Origin of the sequence: Flavobacterium sp. ASW18X (assembly GCF_005144745.1) — a bacterium.
In the GTDB taxonomy this organism is placed as follows: domain Bacteria; phylum Bacteroidota; class Bacteroidia; order Flavobacteriales; family Flavobacteriaceae; genus Croceivirga.
This window is the reverse complement of record NZ_SWKK01000021.1, coordinates 35078-52755: the sequence shown is the minus strand read 5'-3', so window position 1 is coordinate 52755 and position 17678 is coordinate 35078. Positions and strand designations below refer to the sequence as shown.

The 17678-nt window shown below is 35.6% G+C and carries 18 protein-coding genes; 3 read left to right on the top strand and 15 right to left on the bottom strand.

The window, feature by feature from the left end:
• Positions 1 to 378: 378 nt before the first annotated feature.
• The 3 genes from FBT53_RS13805 to FBT53_RS13795 all read right to left on the bottom strand — a co-directional run bounded on the left by FBT53_RS13805 (position 379) and on the right by FBT53_RS13795 (position 2531).
• On the bottom strand, positions 379 to 1008 hold the full coding sequence (locus FBT53_RS13805) for a vancomycin high temperature exclusion protein (RefSeq protein WP_370324110.1): 630 nt from the start codon (positions 1006 to 1008) through the stop codon (positions 379 to 381).
• Between the two features lie 154 nt (positions 1009 to 1162).
• Complete coding sequence (locus FBT53_RS13800; protein WP_136951777.1) at positions 1163 to 2050, bottom strand: YegJ family protein; 888 nt, start codon at positions 2048 to 2050, stop codon at positions 1163 to 1165.
• 103 nt (positions 2051 to 2153) lie between these two features.
• Positions 2154 to 2531, bottom strand: a complete 378-nt coding sequence (locus FBT53_RS13795; RefSeq protein WP_136951776.1) for a PH domain-containing protein — start codon at positions 2529 to 2531, stop codon at positions 2154 to 2156.
• A gap of 189 nt (positions 2532 to 2720) precedes the next feature.
• Between FBT53_RS13795 and FBT53_RS13790 the strand changes: the two genes are divergently transcribed.
• Positions 2721 to 3332, top strand: a complete 612-nt coding sequence (locus tag FBT53_RS13790; RefSeq protein ID WP_136951775.1) for a YqaA family protein — start codon at positions 2721 to 2723, stop codon at positions 3330 to 3332.
• Between the two features lie 62 nt (positions 3333 to 3394).
• On the opposite strand, the gene FBT53_RS13785 is transcribed toward FBT53_RS13790, so the two are convergent.
• From FBT53_RS13785 to rpe, 4 genes are all read right to left on the bottom strand, one after another.
• Positions 3395 to 5932, bottom strand: a complete 2538-nt coding sequence (locus FBT53_RS13785) for a sugar-binding domain-containing protein (protein WP_136951774.1) — start codon at positions 5930 to 5932, stop codon at positions 3395 to 3397.
• Between the two features lie 294 nt (positions 5933 to 6226).
• Positions 6227 to 6685, bottom strand: a complete 459-nt coding sequence (locus FBT53_RS13780; protein WP_136951773.1) for a RidA family protein — start codon at positions 6683 to 6685, stop codon at positions 6227 to 6229.
• A gap of 199 nt (positions 6686 to 6884) precedes the next feature.
• Entirely contained in the window at positions 6885 to 7856 is a 972-nt protein-coding gene (locus FBT53_RS13775) for a YpdA family putative bacillithiol disulfide reductase (RefSeq protein WP_136951772.1), read from the bottom strand.
• Positions 7856 to 8515 (bottom strand): ribulose-phosphate 3-epimerase, encoded by a 660-nt coding sequence (gene rpe, locus FBT53_RS13770; RefSeq protein ID WP_136951771.1) that lies wholly within the window; start codon positions 8513 to 8515, stop codon positions 7856 to 7858. Before rpe ends, FBT53_RS13775 begins: the two co-directional genes overlap by 1 nt.
• A gap of 166 nt (positions 8516 to 8681) precedes the next feature.
• On the opposite strand from rpe, the gene FBT53_RS13765 reads away from it, so the two are divergent.
• Positions 8682 to 8915, top strand: a complete 234-nt coding sequence (locus tag FBT53_RS13765) for a hypothetical protein (protein ID WP_136951770.1) — start codon at positions 8682 to 8684, stop codon at positions 8913 to 8915.
• 46 nt (positions 8916 to 8961) lie between these two features.
• On the opposite strand, the gene FBT53_RS13760 is transcribed toward FBT53_RS13765, so the two are convergent.
• The 7 genes from FBT53_RS13760 to rpsO form a co-directional block, all read right to left on the bottom strand.
• Positions 8962 to 9657, bottom strand: coding sequence for a DUF1080 domain-containing protein (locus FBT53_RS13760; protein ID WP_136951769.1), 696 nt, complete (start codon positions 9655 to 9657; stop codon positions 8962 to 8964).
• Positions 9635 to 10630 (bottom strand): cytochrome c, encoded by a 996-nt coding sequence (locus tag FBT53_RS13755; protein WP_136951768.1) that lies wholly within the window; start codon positions 10628 to 10630, stop codon positions 9635 to 9637. Before FBT53_RS13755 ends, FBT53_RS13760 begins: the two co-directional genes overlap by 23 nt.
• Positions 10627 to 11541, bottom strand: coding sequence for a hypothetical protein (locus tag FBT53_RS13750; RefSeq protein WP_136951767.1), 915 nt, complete (start codon positions 11539 to 11541; stop codon positions 10627 to 10629). The genes FBT53_RS13755 and FBT53_RS13750 overlap by 4 nt, the downstream gene beginning before the upstream one ends.
• Positions 11542 to 11596: 55 nt before the next feature.
• A complete protein-coding gene (locus tag FBT53_RS13745; protein WP_136951766.1) occupies positions 11597 to 11803 on the bottom strand; it encodes a hypothetical protein in 207 nt (68 codons plus the stop codon).
• A 244-nt stretch (positions 11804 to 12047) separates the two neighbouring features.
• Complete coding sequence (locus FBT53_RS13740; RefSeq protein ID WP_136951765.1) at positions 12048 to 12911, bottom strand: RNA polymerase sigma factor RpoD/SigA; 864 nt, start codon at positions 12909 to 12911, stop codon at positions 12048 to 12050.
• 163 nt (positions 12912 to 13074) lie between these two features.
• Positions 13075 to 15291, bottom strand: coding sequence for a polyribonucleotide nucleotidyltransferase (locus FBT53_RS13735; RefSeq protein WP_136951764.1), 2217 nt, complete (start codon positions 15289 to 15291; stop codon positions 13075 to 13077).
• A 186-nt stretch (positions 15292 to 15477) separates the two neighbouring features.
• Entirely contained in the window at positions 15478 to 15747 is a 270-nt protein-coding gene (gene rpsO / locus FBT53_RS13730; RefSeq protein ID WP_136951763.1) for a 30S ribosomal protein S15, read from the bottom strand.
• Positions 15748 to 15900: 153 nt separating this feature from the next.
• On the opposite strand from rpsO, the gene FBT53_RS13725 reads away from it, so the two are divergent.
• On the top strand, positions 15901 to 16764 hold the full coding sequence (locus FBT53_RS13725) for a hypothetical protein (protein WP_136951762.1): 864 nt from the start codon (positions 15901 to 15903) through the stop codon (positions 16762 to 16764).
• 22 nt (positions 16765 to 16786) lie between these two features.
• Here the strand turns inward: FBT53_RS13725 and accD are convergent, their stop codons facing one another.
• Positions 16787 to 17668, bottom strand: a complete 882-nt coding sequence (accD, locus tag FBT53_RS13720) for an acetyl-CoA carboxylase, carboxyltransferase subunit beta (protein WP_136951761.1) — start codon at positions 17666 to 17668, stop codon at positions 16787 to 16789.
• Positions 17669 to 17678 lie beyond the last annotated feature (10 nt).

Sequence of the window (17678 nt, the reverse complement as noted above, 5' to 3'; positions counted from 1 at the left end):
TTTTGAAGTGAATTTTCTTCGTGTCATATAAGTAAATTTAAGTTTCTTTTTAAGAACTTAACCTACTGTCCTGTTTTTGGGGGGATGCTCATTTTTTATAGTTATAGCTGAGTTCATCTTCTTATCAAAACTACTCTATTCAGCAATTGAAATGTAGGAGCAATATTTTTTATAACCACAACCTACCTTGACGTTATGTGACTGATACATAACTGTCTCTACAAATAGAATGATGACGTTATTTTAAAATTTAAATAAATGAGCTAAACGTAATACTAGTAAAACAACTATTTCAAGGGTTTATTTAAAAACAACTAACGCCTAGTACTATTAGTGTTGACTACATATTTTAAGAAAAAAAGCAACTCAGTAAACTATCTAAATATCGATTTTTTCTCCTAAGAATTTAGGTTTTACTTGGAAAAGTATGTCTAAGAACACTTTTGTTCTCGCAAAGTATTCTCGTAGTTGTGTTTTTAAACCGTTTCTGCCTTTTACGGTTTTGGCATTAAATCCTATAGCTTTAAGACCATGATTCTCGGCCAAATATATGGCTCGTTCGTTGTGGAATTCTTGGGAAATAATTGTGATACTGGTTTGGCCAAAAACTTCTTTTGCTCTAACTACAGAATCTAGGGTTCGGAAACCGGCATAGTCTAAAATAATTCGCTCTGCAGGGATGCCTTTTTTGACCAATTCTTTTTTAAATTCTGAAGGTTCATTGTAATACTGTGTACCATTATCTCCACTTACTAAAACATATTCAATTTTGTTTGCTTTAAAAAGGGCTACTGTAGCTCTAATTCTATATTCAAAATAAGGATTGATTCCGCCCTGTTTTAGCCATTTTGCCGTACCCAACAGTAGACCAACTTTATTGGTGGGCATATTTTTAGTAGCAGAATAGGTTTTATTCTTTGCATTAGTTTCTATAATACCGTTACAAGTCACCACACAAATAAGAGTTAGGGCAATTAGTGCACCCAAAATTTTTGTTATCCTCTTCATGGTGGTCATCTGACAAGTATTTTAAAAGTATTTGGTTTAAAGGTAGCGAAATTTATAAATCACCTACTTGTCAAATAATATCTGAGAATAAATGTTCTTTAAAAGGTTTAGTTAGATGGAGTTTATATTGTTTTTAATCAACTAACAATAAATTCTAATCAACTATGGACAATACCTTCCATCCATTTTCTGACTTGTAAGTCATAAGTCGTTGTACAGATTTTCCATGATCTGGATAGGTACAAACTTCTGTTATAATTATATGATTATCATCTATACGCTCTCTTTTAGGAAAGGCTCTTTGTACATGGTTAAACTTGGGCATTCCTTCTTTACGTAAAGCGGCAATATAAGATAGTTTTAAAGTCTCTGCAGTTTGTTTAATAATATCCTGTGTTTTTGGAATGTTCTCTAATTTATTTAACATTAAGGAAGCTTCTGCTTTAAAATCCTTGTAATCTAAAGCATTCTCCAAATTGTCTTGATTATAAGCTGCTTCCAAAGCAAGTATTGCACCTTCTGGTGTATCTCCGTTGGGCATAAAATGGTCCTCACCTTCATCTACAATTAAATGGCCTAGGCTTTTATCAAAATCTAATAGTTGATGAGATTCTAATGTATCCCGTATTGCACGGATGGTATAGCCACCAATTAAACGGCCTTGTTCTACAATCATCCAATCGGATATTAATTCACGGTCTATTCCTATTTTTTGATCGTATTTTATATTGGTAACATCTATAGGTTCATTACCAACTATACCAAACAAATTTCCCTCTTGGTCAAAACTAGGCTCTATTAGCCAAATATGTTCTGTGTTGTTGCCATCCTCAATCTTTACTTTTATAGAGAAATAATGTTGGTTCGGTTTAGGGTTCTCTAATGAAGCTTCAAAATAGTGTAGGGTTAAACGGGCCTTTTCAATAGCCCAGTTCATAAGGTCATTTTCTTTTGAAAAATCCACTACATCTGGTTGATTTTTTCTTTTTCTAACCGAAGATTTGTTGGTTCTTTTTCTAAAAAGTTTTGTTAGTAAATTCATTTGTGGTTGGCTAAAATTGGTCAAATAAAAGCTGTAATATGCTAACTTACAGCTTTTTTTGATACCTATCGGTGTAGAATGAGAAGACTAACAATAAATTAAACTACATTACTTTGCTCGCTAAATAGCGTTGTACAGCATATACATCAATACTTTTATTAAATTTTTTGCTAACAGACGGAATATCTTCACTAGAAATCCAAATTTTAAGCTCAGCATCTAGGTCAAAGGTGCCAGCAGTTTCTAAAGAAAATCTAGATATGTTTTTATAAGGCATGGATTTGCATTCTGTTTTACTTCCTGTTAGGCCCTGTACATCTATTAGAATTAGTCTTTTGTTGGTAAACATAAAAGTGTCTCTCATTAGCTTAAAACCTAATTCTATTACTTCATTATCTACCAATAGTTTACTGTATTTTTCAGTAAGTTTTTCAGAAGATACTTCACTTGCGTTTCCCAAAATTTTGTTTATTAAGCCCATACTTGTTTAACTTTACAGTGTTTTGTTTAAGATATAATTGTTTTGCTATATTGGTGCCCGTTAGAACAATAATGTTACAGCTGATGCAGTAATTTTATCATTTTAAAAGGCTTTTTTAAGCTTTATTTATAATAAACACGGCAATACAAACTTAAATTTAGCCGTTGGTAACACATCTAATTTATAGCTATGCTAAGTCCCGGTTTTACAAAGCGTTTATCGCTACTAAACCGTTATTATAAAATAACTCGTTTTTATTCTTTTTTAAAGGCAACAGCGATTAAAGGGGGTACAGTAATTGCCTTTTTTGTTGCGCTGATTATTGGTTTAGAGTATTACGTATTAGATTTTAATACTATTCTTAATAAGGTGGTAGAAACCTATCCTCCCTTGTTAGTTTTTGGTCTGTTTTTAGCATCAGAAACGATTATGGGCTTATTACCTCCAGAGATTTTTATAGCATGGGCAGCTAAGGTAACCACTCCGTGGTTGTACTTGTTTTATTTGGCCAGCTTATCCTATCTGGGAGGCATAATAGCTTATGGTATTGGCAATAAATTGTCAAAAATATCCTTGGTTAAGAATTATTTAGAATTAAAAGTTGCTACCCACATTAGTAATTTAAATAAATGGGGAGGGCTTTTTGTTTTTCTTGGAGCAGTGTCTCCAGTTCCCCATTCATTAGTAAGTTTAGCTTCTGGACTAATTAGTTATAACTTTAAGAATTACCTGTTATGGGCTTTATTTAGATATGTACGATTCTTGGTATATGGCTTTTTAATTTTTAAGGCGATAAGTTAGCACTACTATAATCTATTCAAACAGTAAAAATCCTAGAACAATCTAGGATTTTTACATTTTCCTTAGTTTACATTAATTGGGATGGATGCCTTTAAGCCATTAGAAGTTGTTGCTTCTATTGTAAAATCACCTTTGGTTTCGGTGCTTTGAACCAATAACAGGCATCTACCTAAATTAGTAGTTACTGAATTAGATTGGTAGGGCTGTGTGCTCGTTGCACTTCCGTTATCTACGCCCAGTAATTTTAATTCTTCTGGTAGTGTAAAAGTTATAACCCCATCCGTATGCCGAATTGGATTGTTATTGCCATCTACTAATTGTGCTACGATATGCGCCACATCATACCCATCTGCTACTAATGTTTGGGTATCTATACTCAAATCTATGGCTTCCATTTTGCCTACGGTATGTAGCGTTTGCTCTGTAAGTTTGCGACCTTCTTGGGAATAGCCAATTGCTTTTAGCGTTCCTGCACTAAAAGGAACTTCCCACTTAAAAATCCGGTCTTCAAAGTCCGATAATTGCTTTTTGCCTAAGGATGTATCGTTTAAAAACAATTCAATCTTTTGGCAATTGCTGTATAATTCTACTATGGTGGTGGTATTTACAGGGTAGTTCCAGTGCGTGTTAACATCATGCCATTGCCAAAGTGCTTTTTGCCATTGACCAGGTTTTTTCTCTACAATACTACCATCAGGGTTTACTTTATATTGAGATTTTTCAGAGGTTTGAGTCCCAATGAAAATATGGGGTTTCTCATTCCATAAGGTCTTCATCATGTGATAAGACGGCTTTTTAAACCCAGCAACATCTAACATGCCACTTTGCGTTGCTTTTTGAGGCCACTTTTTATTCGATTCACCCATATAATCAATACCCGTCCATAGAAAAGTGCCAGATATAAAAGACCTTTCTTGTATGGCTTTCCACTCGTGCCATTGTACTAGATTTTCTGTGCCCATAATAGGTATATCAGGATAGTTAGTGTGGCCATAATCATACAATACCCGTCTATAGCTGTATCCAATTACATCTAGTGCATCTGCATACCCAGTTAAATGGCTTGCAGAAGGTAAAATACAATTAGCAGTTACGTAACGGGTGGTGTCCATTTCCTTTGTCCATCTAGATAGTTTGGCGGCGGTCTCTGCTAAAACATATTTTCCCTTTTCACTTTCATCATATCGTTCTTTAATTTCACTAGGATGTATGGGCGGTTCTGACCAAAAATAATTACCAGACCAATCCATATTAAAAAAGCCAGTTGCATGCGCGTATCTTGGGTAGGTCCACTCTATTTCATTACCTATGCTCCATTGTATTATAGATGGGTGATTGCGGTCTCTTAACATGGTTGTTTTTAGGTCTATTTCTGCCCAATCTTGAAAATGTTCTGTATAACCTCTAGTGATATAATCTTCACTACGCTCATGCATATTTAAGCGCTTATCTTTGGGATTATCCCACTCGTCAAAGAATTCATTTTGTATTAAGAAACCCATTTCATCACATAAATCTAAAAACTCTTCAGAAGGTGGATTATGTGCTGCTCTAATCGCATTAGTTCCGGCGTCTTTTAGATGCTGTAAACGCCTTCTCCATACTGCCTTAGGAACCGCAGCGCCTACTAAACCACCATCATGATGCAAGCAAACGCCTTTTATTTTGTGGTTTTTTCCATTTAAAAAGAAACCATGGTCAACATCAAACTTTATAGTGCGCACACCAAAAGGAGTTTTATCTTCATCTACAAGCTGTTCTTCTTTTACAATTTGTGTTATGGCGGTATAACGATAAGGATTATCAATATCCCACAAATGTGGTGAAGTTATGCTGTTTTTTAGGGTGATGCTTTTCTCGGTTAACCCCTCTAAACTTTCCTTCTGTCTAGTACTAGTAACGATATCGCCGTTTTCATCTAAAACTGTAAAAATAACATCAAATTGCTGCGCATCTTTAAAATCATTTTTTAGGGTAATTTGGTTTTGTATCAATGCGTTATCTTCCGTAATTTTTGGTGTGGTTATGAACGTACCCCAGATAGGAATATGAAGCTTGTTTTTAGTGATTAGTTTTACGTTTCTATAGATTCCAGAACCTGTGTACCATCTACTATCGGCGTAACGGGAGTGGTCCACTTTTACCTTTACGGTGTTAGCACCATTTTTTAAGTGGTCTGTAATATTATAAAAGAAAGGAGAATATCCATAAGGATGCTTGCCTAAAGACATTTCATTTAACCATACTTCGCTATTATTGTAAACTCCATCAAAAAGTATATAGGTATTCGTTTCTGGATTAGTTTTGCGGTCAAAAGATTTTTTATACCAACCAATACCACCTAATAAATAACCTGTAGCGCCTTCTCCTTGAATACTATCAAACGGAAATTCCACGCTCCAATCATGTGGTAAATTCAAAGAACGCCAATCTTGATTGGTGAAAAAAGTAGGGGTGATGGTATCATTCTCTTGCAATTTAAACTCCCAAGATTTATTAAAATCGATACTGCCAAAATCTTTAAAAGTGTCTTCCGAGGAGGTTTTGCAACCAATTTGCACTAATGCTAGGAGCATCAGCGCTATAAACGTTTTAGTCATGTTTTTATTCTTGGTTTAGTTTGTGGTACTACCAACCGGTGGTAGTTTGCTAAATTGATGTGGTTGTCTAAAAAAACAAAAACAAGGTACTAGACAAAACCTATACATGTGTAGTATAAAATCATTTATAATAGGGATTTGGACAAAAGCAATCCAAAAGCCATACTATATTAATGGACTTATACTATATAACATGATGATTAACCGTTAAAAACTTAAAAAAACAAAAGCTAGCAATACGTTTGTATACTATAATAGGCTAGTGGTGAGTAAAATATGCTAAGCAAAATGAAATTAAGGTTTTATGGTAAAGGATGAAGTAAGCCCTACACTAAAATTTCTTGGTAATTTATGTACACCAAAAATGGCCCTAGAATGCATCCCTTTTTCGCCTAAAACTTTGATAAAAGTGTCCGAAGCACCATTGACAACTAAGGGAGAATCGTCCCAAGAGTCATTAGATTGAAAGTAAGCATCAATATGGTTAAGCCCAACCACATTATCAAAACCAATTTTTTCACCCATCTGCGCTAAAACATTTAGCGCACATAATTCCATGGCTTTATAACCTTCTTCAGTAGAAATTTCTTTTCCTAATCTACCTTGAAATTTAAAGTTATTATTCCATATGGGGAATTGTATGGCAACATAAGCTATTGTTCCTCTAACATTTACAGAGGTATAACTACCACCAGGTGTAGAGGCATTGGGTAATTGGTACCCTAGTTCTTTTAGTTTTTCTAAAATAGTCATTTATAAGGTGGTTTTTAGAATGCGAATGCCAAGCTTTTAGTTTTCAAGAAGTAAAACTACTTCTATTTGGTAATTAAAAAGCCTGATTCTATTTAAAGTTGTAGAACTTTTATGTGATTTAAGATTGACAACTTTTATAACTCCAGATAAAGATAGAAAAGGTAAAATGTGAATCTACTTAACTAAAATTTTTATGTGCTTAGGGATTAGAATGGGTAAGGATGTCCTCAATAATCATTTTAGCATGTATACGACTGTTCTCTATAAACCATTTGTGCGTTTCCATACCACCACAAATTACCCCAGCCAAGTATAGTCCTTTTACATTAGTTTCCATAGTGTCTGGATTGTACTGTGGCAATCGTTTTTCATCATCAGAAAGTTGAACTCCAAGTTGGGTTAAAAATGCAAAATTGGGTTTGTAACCCGTTAACGCTAAAACAAAATCATTTTCTAAGGCGAGTTCACCTTCTGGTGTGTTGATAGTCAACTCTCGTTCTTTAATTTCTTTTACTTCTGCATTAAAATGAGCGTTAATACTACCTTCTTTAATACGATTAATGATATCTGGTCTTACCCAGTATTTTACGCGTTGACCAACTTCTGGTCCACGAATTATTAACGTGACTTCAGCGCCTTTTCTATAGCATTCTAAAGCGGCATCTATAGCAGAATTACTGGCCCCTATTACTGCTAATTTTTGACTTGCATAAAAGTGGGGGTCATTATAATAATGGCTTACCTTGGGTAAATCTTCTCCAGGAACGTTGATAGTATTGGGTAAATCATAAAACCCAGTAGCTACAATAAGATTATCGGTAGTGTAAGAGGTTTTACTAGAGGTAACTTTAAAACCTTTCTTTTCTTGAGTAACACTTTCTACTTTTTCAAAAAGATGAATGTTGAGGTTATTGCTAGTTACAATTCTACGGTAATACTCCAGCGCCTCATCGCGTTTGGGTTTAGCTTCCTTACTTATAAAAGGAATACCATCTATCTCTAGTTTTTCTGAAGAAGAGAAAAACTGCATATTCACCGGATAATTAAACAAGGAATTAACAATGGGGCCTTTTTCTAAGATAACATAAGATAGCCCTTTTTTTTGCGCTTCTAATCCGCATGCAATACCAATAGGGCCACCACCAATTACAACAACATCAAAATTTTGCATTATGCTATTCTGGTTTTTAAATCCTTTATTGTTTCTGTTGGATTGTTGCTACCAAAAACAAAGCTGCCAGCAACCAATACATCTGCTCCAGCATCTACCAAAGCTTTTGCATTAGTCGCATTAACCCCACCATCAATTTCAATAAGACAACTACTTTTTTTATCGTTAATCAATGCTTTAAGTGCCATTACTTTAGCATAGGTGTTTTCTATAAAAGATTGTCCTCCAAATCCTGGGTTAACGCTCATTACACAAACTAAATCTATATCCTGTATTACATCTTTTAGTAACTCTACAGAAGTATGTGGGTTTAAGGCAACACCAGCATTCATCCCAGCGGCCTTTATAGCTTGTAAGGTTCTATGCAAATGAATGCAAGCCTCATAATGTACGGTGAGTGTTGCTGCGCCTAAATCTGCAAATGTTTGTATGTAACGGTCTGGGTCAACAATCATCAAATGTACATCTAACGGTTTTTTAGTGTGTTTACCCATAGCTTTTAATACAGGCATTCCAAAAGAGATGTTAGGTACAAAAACACCATCCATAATATCTATGTGAAACCAATCGGCTTCACTATCGTTTATAAGTTCTATGTCTCTTTGTAGGTTAGCAAAGTCTGCTGCTAAAACGGATGGTGCAATTAATTTTGAGCTCATTTTGTTATTTAGATTATAACTGTAAAAATACGCAAAGGATCAAGTTTAGCATTAGCGCAAATGCTTTTAATATGGATGGGTGTACGCTTTTGTGTAAGATTATTTTTCTTTACATTAAAGATTAATTTACAATTTAGTAACTTTGAAGTCTTAAAATTCACACTACATGTCAAAGAAGTCGAAATTAAAAAAGCAATTTAAAGTTGCTAAGAAAGAAGTTTCTAAGAAGGAAAATGGTTTAGCAAAAGCACTAAAAAACCTTAAGAAGCTTAAAAAGAAAAAAGCAAAAAAGAAAGCTGTAAAACAAGCAATACAAGAAGCAAAAGTAAGAAAGTTAGCTTTTAAAAAAGCTTCTAAGAAAGCTGTAAGTGCCAAGAAAGCACTTAAGAAAGTAGCTTAATCTTAGCCAAACTAAGTTGTAAAAGGAGCATTATGTGCTCCTTTTTTTATGGGGTTAAATCTATTAATGGTGCAGTTGGAGTTTTTAAATGTTCTTTTAAGTCTTTGGTTAGAATTTTAATATTACGCCATTTAATTTGTTTGTTTTCTTGGCTTTCATTGCCAATACTATGTACTTGTAGCCCAATAAAACCTTCTGCTGTTGCGTTGTCTTTTAGGTTAGCGGTATTAATACCATTAACCCAAATGCTTAAGTGGTTGCCGTTGGCTTGTACACGGTAGTTATTCCATTGGTTATTTTTAAAAGCTTTTCTACCCACAGGATTGTTCTCTAAATTGTAAAGCCATCCTCTTAACCCCTCTTCAAATATGCCACCACTCCATGCCCTTTCGCTTGGGTCAATTTCGCTTTGATAACCATGTACTTTGCCATTTTGCACAGCAACAAAACTATTACTTCTAAATTGTACACCAGAATTTACAGTAGGATCAACCCAAACTTCAAATTCCAGAATAAAATCTGCATACATTTTATCAGTGCATAAAAACGTATTTGGTGTACCTAATTTAGTTGTGCCTGTTACTACACCATTTTCTAAGGTATAGGTGGCAGTACCGTTTTTAATAGTCCACCCTTTAAAAGACTCACCTTGCAATAAGGGTTGCCAGTTAGGTTTTTGTTGTGCAAATAAAGTAGTGGTCAAAAGTAGTAGTAGTAGCTTAATTAGTTTTAAAGGTTTCATGCAATTCTATTTCTGTAAATGTTTGGTCTAAAGCCCTATTTAAGTTTCTTAATTTAGAGATGGTTTTTAAGTCTACATCTTGGTTTGGTGTATTGGTAAATGCGTTTCTCATGTAATTGCCAATATCTCTAATATTCTCGTGGGTTATTTCGGTACTACCACCTATTCCTGGCATACTAATACCATAATCATACGTTTTTCCATTTACGATCACTGGGCCATTTAATCCATACAACATCACTGCTAAAAATGTTTCCTTGGGTCCCGTGATATATTCAGATTGTAAAAGTGGAGGGGCTAAATTTTCTATTCCATTACCATCAGGGCCATGACATGTAGCGCAATGCCTGTTAAATAATATTCTGCCCCGTGTTAAATGGTCTTTATTTTCTGTAAAAGTTGCTGGGTCTTTAAGTATTATTTGTTTTAAGGAATCTAACGTATACTGCGTATTTGGTAACACAGATGCGTATTCTGGTTGTAAGAATATTGCTTCTTTATTAAAACTATGAGCAATTAGGGGTTCTGTAAACCAAGAGGCATCTTGATATTTTTTAATGAGCGATAGCCAACGAGAATCTATGTGGTCCTCTGTATGTATTGCTAAATAATAGCCCAAGTAATAATCAACCATAGCGTCATCCACGGATGCCAAATTTTGGAATTGATTATCGGTTAAAGAAATTTTATTTTCTACTGCAAGTTTTAGGGCGACAGCTGCTAATTTTGGAAATTTTTGAATATTAGGATTGTCCAAAAGTTCAGTAGTGAAGGCATCTAACCCATCCAAAGTATAAAAAGTGTGTATAAGTTGTTTGTAATTGTTACTGATTGATGCAGTTTTTCTTAAAAGTTGAATGGTGTTTTCTTTTCCTTTTGTAACAAGATGTTGTTGTGCTCTTTTGCGTATCCAGATATTTTTAGATGCTAAAGAATCCATTAATCGTTCATCCGTCCAATTAGAAATATTCAATTTTTTAGCGGTTTTAATTGTTTGCCCAGGCGAAGAATTCTACCCATACCAACAATGGAATCTAAGCCTTTGTCTAAATACTGTTGTCTAAGATAGCCTGTCAAATAGGTTTTATGCTGTATAATGCCTCTGTGCATATCTACAACATAAAGCGATCCATCTGGACCATTAAAATTATTTACGGGTCTAAAGCCTTCATCATTACTTATTAGGAACTCTTTGTTTGTATATGCTTGTTCTCCCTGCCAACGCAAAGCATCATTCCTAAGAATATTTCGTTTTACTAAATTGGCTTCTGGCCCGCTAACAAAAGCGTCGCCTTGAAATACTTCTGGTAGGTTAGAACCTTCAAAATACAATGGACCGCATGCGCTAGTAAAGTATTTTATTTTTTGTTCTTCATCTAACATATTAGGCAAGTACCTCCTGTTTATAGATGTGGCTTGCAAGGGATATAACTTTTGATTGGGAACAATAGCCTTACCTATGGCTTGTCTATTTTTAAATTTTGGATTGGCATTAAGCATATTGGGCAAAACCCAATCTCCCCGTAGCTGATTCGAATTATCGTTGTAGAGTAAGCGGCCCATGTCGTCATGCGTAATTCCCCATTGTCCTCTAAAACTAGTAGATTCTATCTGCCACTCACCATTTTTTAAGCGGTAACGTTTACTAGATTTAGCATTGTATATCCAATTGTCTAGATTGTATAGCAACCCATTAGGTTGGTGTTCTACATTACCACCTACAGCATATGCAGAATCTACTACTGTAGTTTTGCCAGGCGTATTATCGGGAGTGATTTCTGTAAAATATAAATAGGGTGGTTCTGCGTATAAAAGTCCGTCATAAACATTGCTTATTGCTCTTGCTAATTTTAGACTATCCAAAAAGACTTTGCTGTGATCCATGAACCCATCTTAGTCCTTATCTTCTAAAATGATAATTCGGCCAATCGGTTCTTCTTCATTTATGCCTTCTACGGTACGCATGTATCCAGTAAGCTCTAAAGCCCCACAATTGGCCTTGGTCATCAAAACTTATAGTAACAGGAGCTTCTAATAATGGTTCTGCTAAATGGTAGTTAGAAAAGTCTACTAGCGTTTCTTTGTATTCTTTTTTACAAGAATAGTAGAGTAGCACTAGGATTAGTGCATAATACAGTCTGGTCATGATGTGGTCTGTTCAGTTTTTAGGTTTTGTGAACCCTTTGCTAAAGTTTGCTAAGAATTAAGAATAATTCAATAATATTCTTAATTCTTTGAGATTTACAAACAAAAAACTCCGGTAATCAGCCGGAGTTTATTCATCAATCAAAAAACGAACAGTCATGATAAACTGTTGTAGCCATCTAAATTACGATTTTAAACAATAAAAAGCAATATGCTTACACATAAACCGTAATTACGTTGGGGATTTAGCCCAAATATGTTTTTAATATTTTACTTCTAGAAGTATGCTTTAATCTTCGTATTGCTTTTTCCTTAATTTGTCTAACACGTTCGCGTGTTAAATCAAAGGTTTCTCCTATCTCTTCAAGCGTCATACTATGCTGGCCAGCTAACCCAAAATACAAACGGATTACGTCTGCTTCTCTAGGAGTTAATGTTTCTAAAGCGCGCTCTATCTCTGTTCTAAGAGACTCATGTAATAAATCCTTATCTGGATTAGGGGATTCCCCACTTTTTAAGACATCGTATAAATTAGAATCCTCTCCATCGATAAGTGGAGCGTCCATAGAAACGTGTCTTCCAGAGTTTTTAAGGGATTGTTTTACATCTTCTACAGTCATATCTAATTCTTTTGCAATTTCTTCTGCAGAAGGTACACGTTCGTGAGCCTGCTCCAAGAAAGCAAAAGTTTTATTGATTTTATTGATGCTACCAATCTTATTTAATGGTAAACGTACAATACGAGACTGCTCTGCTAAAGCTTGTAAAATGGATTGGCGAATCCACCACACCGCATAAGAAATAAATTTGAATCCACGAGTTTCATCAAAACGTTGAGCAGCTTTAATAAGCCCTAAATTACCTTCATTAATTAAATCTGGTAATGTTAAACCTTGATTTTGGTATTGTTTAGCTACAGATACAACGAACCTTAGGTTGGCTTTGGTCAATTTCTCAAGTGCTACTTGGTCACCAGCTTTAATGCGCTGTGCCAATTCTACCTCTTCATCAGCAGTAATTAAATCTACTTTTCCTATCTCTTGTAAATACTTGTCTAAAGACGCGGTCTCCCTATTGGTAACCTGTTTTGTAATCTTTAACTGTCTCATCTAAAATTATCCCTTTCAATTTAAGTTTATGGGGCCTACCCATTTACTTATACGTAAAAAGATGAAAAAAGTTACATTTTGGTAAAATTAATTTGGAAAAAAAGTTGTAAATAAAAGCCCCGACTTATGGTCGGGGCTTGATTCTGTAAGGGTCGAAAACGTTTTAGTCTCTTCTTGGTTTTCTATCCCTATTATCTCTATTATTATTTCTGCGGTCACCGCCTTTATCATTTCTTGGCGGTCTTTCTTTATATCCTTCAGGTTTTGGTAAAAGGGCTTTTCTAGACACTTTTTCCTTCCTAGTTCTTGGATCTACACCAAAATATTTGACATCAATAACATCTCCCATGTTAATTACATCAGTAACGTTATCAGTGCGTTCCCATGCTAATTCAGAAACATGTAACAAGACTTCGTTTCCTGGTGCATCTGTATATTCTACAACGGCACCAAAGTCTAGCATCTTAATTACTTTAACTTCATAAACACTACCAACTTCTGGCTTAAACATTACCGCATCAATTTTAGCAATAACAGCATCAATACCAGCTTGGTCTGTACCTAAGATTTCTACAATACCTTCTTCTGTAACTGGATCTTCATTAATTACAATAGTAGTATTGGTTTCTTTTTGTAATTCTTGGATAACTTTACCACCAGAACCAATAACAGCACCAATGTATGCTCCAGGAATAATTTTGGTAACAATTTTTGGAGCGTAAGATTTAACTTCTGTATTTGGAGTAGCAATGGTATCAGTTAGCTTGCTTAAAATATGCATTCTACCATCTTTGGCTTGCATTAACGCTTTTACCAAGATTTCATAAGATAATCCTTTTACCTTAATATCCATTTGGCAAGCCGTAATACCATCTTCTGTACCCGTTACTTTAAAGTCCATGTCTCCTAAGTGGTCTTCATCTCCTAAAATATCAGAAAGTACTGCAAATTTGCCATTTTCAGTATTGGTAATTAGTCCCATAGCAATACCGGAAACAGGCTTTTTAAGTTGTACACCAGCATCCATTAACGCCATAGTACCCGCACAAACGGTTGCCATAGATGAAGAACCGTTAGATTCTAAGATTTCTGATACTACACGTACTGTGTATGGGCAATCTGCAGGAATCATTTTCTTAAGAGCACGTTGTGCTAAGTTACCATGACCAACCTCTCTTCTAGATGTACCGCGTATAGGTCTTGCCTCCCCAGTAGAGAACGGAGGAAAGTTGTAGTGTAAATAGAACGTTTCTTCACCTTCAAAAGAAGGCATGTCTATTTGGTTTGCTTCTCTAGACGTACCCAAAGTAACCGTTGCAAGAGCTTGAGTTTCACCTCTTGTAAATACAGAAGAACCATGAACAGAAGGTAGATAATCAACCTCACACCAGATAGGTCTTATCTCGTCAGTTTTTCTACCATCTAAACGTAGGCCCTCTTCCAAGGTTAGATTACGTACAGCTTCTTTTTCTGCTTTGTGGTAGTATTTAGATACTAGGCCACCATAGGTTTCTAGCTCTTCTTCTGAAAAAGATGCTTTTATTTCTTCTTTAATTTCAGAGAAAGCTTTACCTCTTTCTTTTTTAGAAGAACCTTGTTTAGCTACGGCATAAACTTTATCATAAGCCATGTCGTATATTTTTTGTGCTAATTCTTCGTCAGCTGCTTCTGGCTCATATTCACGAGTCTCTTTTTTACCAAAAGCTTCAGCTAATCTGCGTTGTGCTTCGCACTGTACTTTAATAGCTTCATGCGCAAATTTGATGGCTTCTACCATTTCTTCTTCAGAAATTTCATCCATCTCACCTTCTACCATCATCACAGAATCTTCAGAGGCGCCTATTACCATGTCAATATCAGACTCTGCCAATTGCGCAAGGGTAGGATTGATGATAAAATTACCGTCAATGCGGCCTACGCGTACTTCAGAAATAGCACATTCAAAAGGAATGTCACTTAATTGTAATGCTGCAGATGCTGCTAAACCAGCCATTGCGTCTGGCATAACTTCTGGGTCATGAGACATTAACTGAATCATAACTTGGGTTTCCGCGTGATAATCTTTTGGAAATAACGGACGCAAAACACGGTCTACCAAGCGCATAGTTAAAACTTCACCATCACTTGGTCTTGCTTCTCTTTTAAAGAATCCGCCTGGATAACGCCCAGCAGCGGCAAATTTTTCTCTGTAGTCTACAGTTAAAGGCAAAAAGTCTACATCTGCCTGGTCATAGTTAGATACTACAGTACACAATAGCATACATTTACCAGATTGTACTACAACAGAACCATGGGCCTGCTTAGCCAATTTACCGGTTTCAATAGAGATTTCTCTACCGTCTCCAAGGTCTATGACCTCTTTAAATGTTTTTGGAATCATAAATAAATTACGTGTAACCCTAATAATATAAGAGGGTTTGTTACTAATTGGTCTACCGTCTTCCGGACGGTCGGGTTGTGTTGTTGTGTGTAAGTGACCAATGAAAAACTGTGTGCAGCTTTTTGTGTTTGTCTATAAAAGACGATGTAAAAATAAGGGGAAGCAATGCTTCCCCCCAAAAAAAAATTATTTTCTAATACCTAATTCCTTAATTAAGGTACGGTACTTAGTAATATCTTTTTTCTTTAAGTAATCTAAAAGACTACGTCTTTTACCTACTAGTTTAACCAAAGAACGCTCAGTATTGAAGTCCTTGTGGTTTCTTTTTAAGTGTTCAGTAAGGTGATTGATTCTGTAAGTGAACAATGCAATTTGTCCTTCTGTAGAACCGGTGTTCCCTTCTGAACCCCCGTGTTTCTTGAAAATTTCGGCTTTAGCCTCTTTGCTTAAATACATGCCAATATTTGTTTAAATGATTTTTATGTACCTGACTGTCTTTCAATCAGGCTGCAAAGATACTTCTTTTTTTAATTCTAAGAATTTTAAACATTAATTAAACCTTTTAATAATCCTAAGGTCTAAATAGCAAACGTTAATAAACTCTTAATTATGAAAAAGACGAAACGAGTAATAAAGCGAAAGATGTGGGCCATAGCTCTTGGGGTACTAATCACTAGCTGTTCCAATGATAGCGATGCAACAGAAGAAGCATCTAGTAGTGATTTAATCAGTGTTGCAGAATTGAACTATAGTGATGAATCTGAGCAAATTTCTGAAGAGCTTTCCGAAATGGCAGAGGAGATATATAGTATAGAAGAGCTGCAGCAAAATGCCAAAGGAGACTATAACTCCGATTATTTGCCAGATTGCCTAGTGGTTTCTAAGGTGTTAGAGGGGGATATGATTACTAAAACCTTGGACTTTGGAGATGGGTGTGAATTGCGCAATGGAAATACTGTGAGTGGTAAAGTAGTGTTGCGTTATCAAAAAGATATGGTGGCTAACCAAAAAACTATAACATTGTCTTTAGAGGATTATACCTTTAATGCGGTGGTAATTACCGGGGGAGCCACTATTGTTAGAACTCGAAGTAATGCAAATGGAAATCCACAAAGTGTAGTTAACTCGGCCTATGAGGGAACATGGCCTGGAGGTTTGACCTCTAGCTTTGAAGGAAATAGAACTCGTGAATGGGTAGAAGGTTATGGTTCTGGTACTTGGCAAGATAATGTCTTTTTAGTTACAGGTAGTACTATTTACACGAATAGATTAGGTGTTATTTGGACTAAGGAAGTGGTTACAGCCTTACGTAGAGAAATGGCATGCCGTTTTATTGTGAGTGGTGTTTTAGCTATATATCGAAATGATGCAACTGCTACCTTGGACTTTGGAGGAGGTGAATGTGATAATAAAGGTGAACTGACTTGGCCTAATGGTGAAGTGACCGAAGTGAATTTGAGAAGATTTAGATAAGATAGGGTAAAAGAAGAGCCTGTTAATGAACAGGCTCTTCTTCTAATTTTCTTAAAGGTTGATTCGTAATTAAATCAATATACAAATTAACTTTTTTCTTTAAATCTCTTCTGTGTACTATAAAGTCTAAGAAACCATGCTCTTTTACAAATTCAGCGGTTTGGAAACCTTCTGGTAATTCCTTACCGGTTGTGTCTTTTACAATACGCGGACCTGCAAAGCCAATCAGCGCACCAGGTTCAGAGATGTTAATATCTCCTAGCATAGCGTAAGAAGCTGTGGTACCACCTGTAGTTGGGTCTGTGCACAAAGATATGTAAGGAATACCCGCATCTGCTAACTGAGCAAGTTTTGCAGATGTTTTGGCCATTTGCATTAAGGAATGCGCAGCTTCCATCATACGAGCCCCTCCAGATTTACTTATCATTAAAAATGGAAGTTTCTTTTTTCTGGCATAATCTATGGCGCGTGCAATTTTTTCTCCCACTACAGCACCCATGGACCCGCCAATAAAGCTAAAATCCATGCAAGCTACTACCAAATCGTTACCCATAGATTTACCTACTGCGGTACGTACAGCATCATTTAAACCAGTCTTTTCTTTGGCTACTTTAAGTCTGTCTGTGTATTTTTTGGTATCCTCAAACTTTAGAGGGTCCTTGGCAGTTAATTTTTCATCCAGTTCTTTAAACTTGTTGTCATCAAAAAGGATTTCAAAATATTCTTTGCTGCCAATTCTTACGTGATAATCATCTTCTGGACTCACGTAAAAATTCTTTGCCAATTCTTCAGATTCAACAATCTTACCAGTTGGAGATTTATACCAGAGACCTTTTGGAGTATCTTTTTTCTCCTCCGTTTTTGTCTGTATTCCCTTTTCTTTTCTCTTGAACCAAGCTGTCATATTCCGGGGG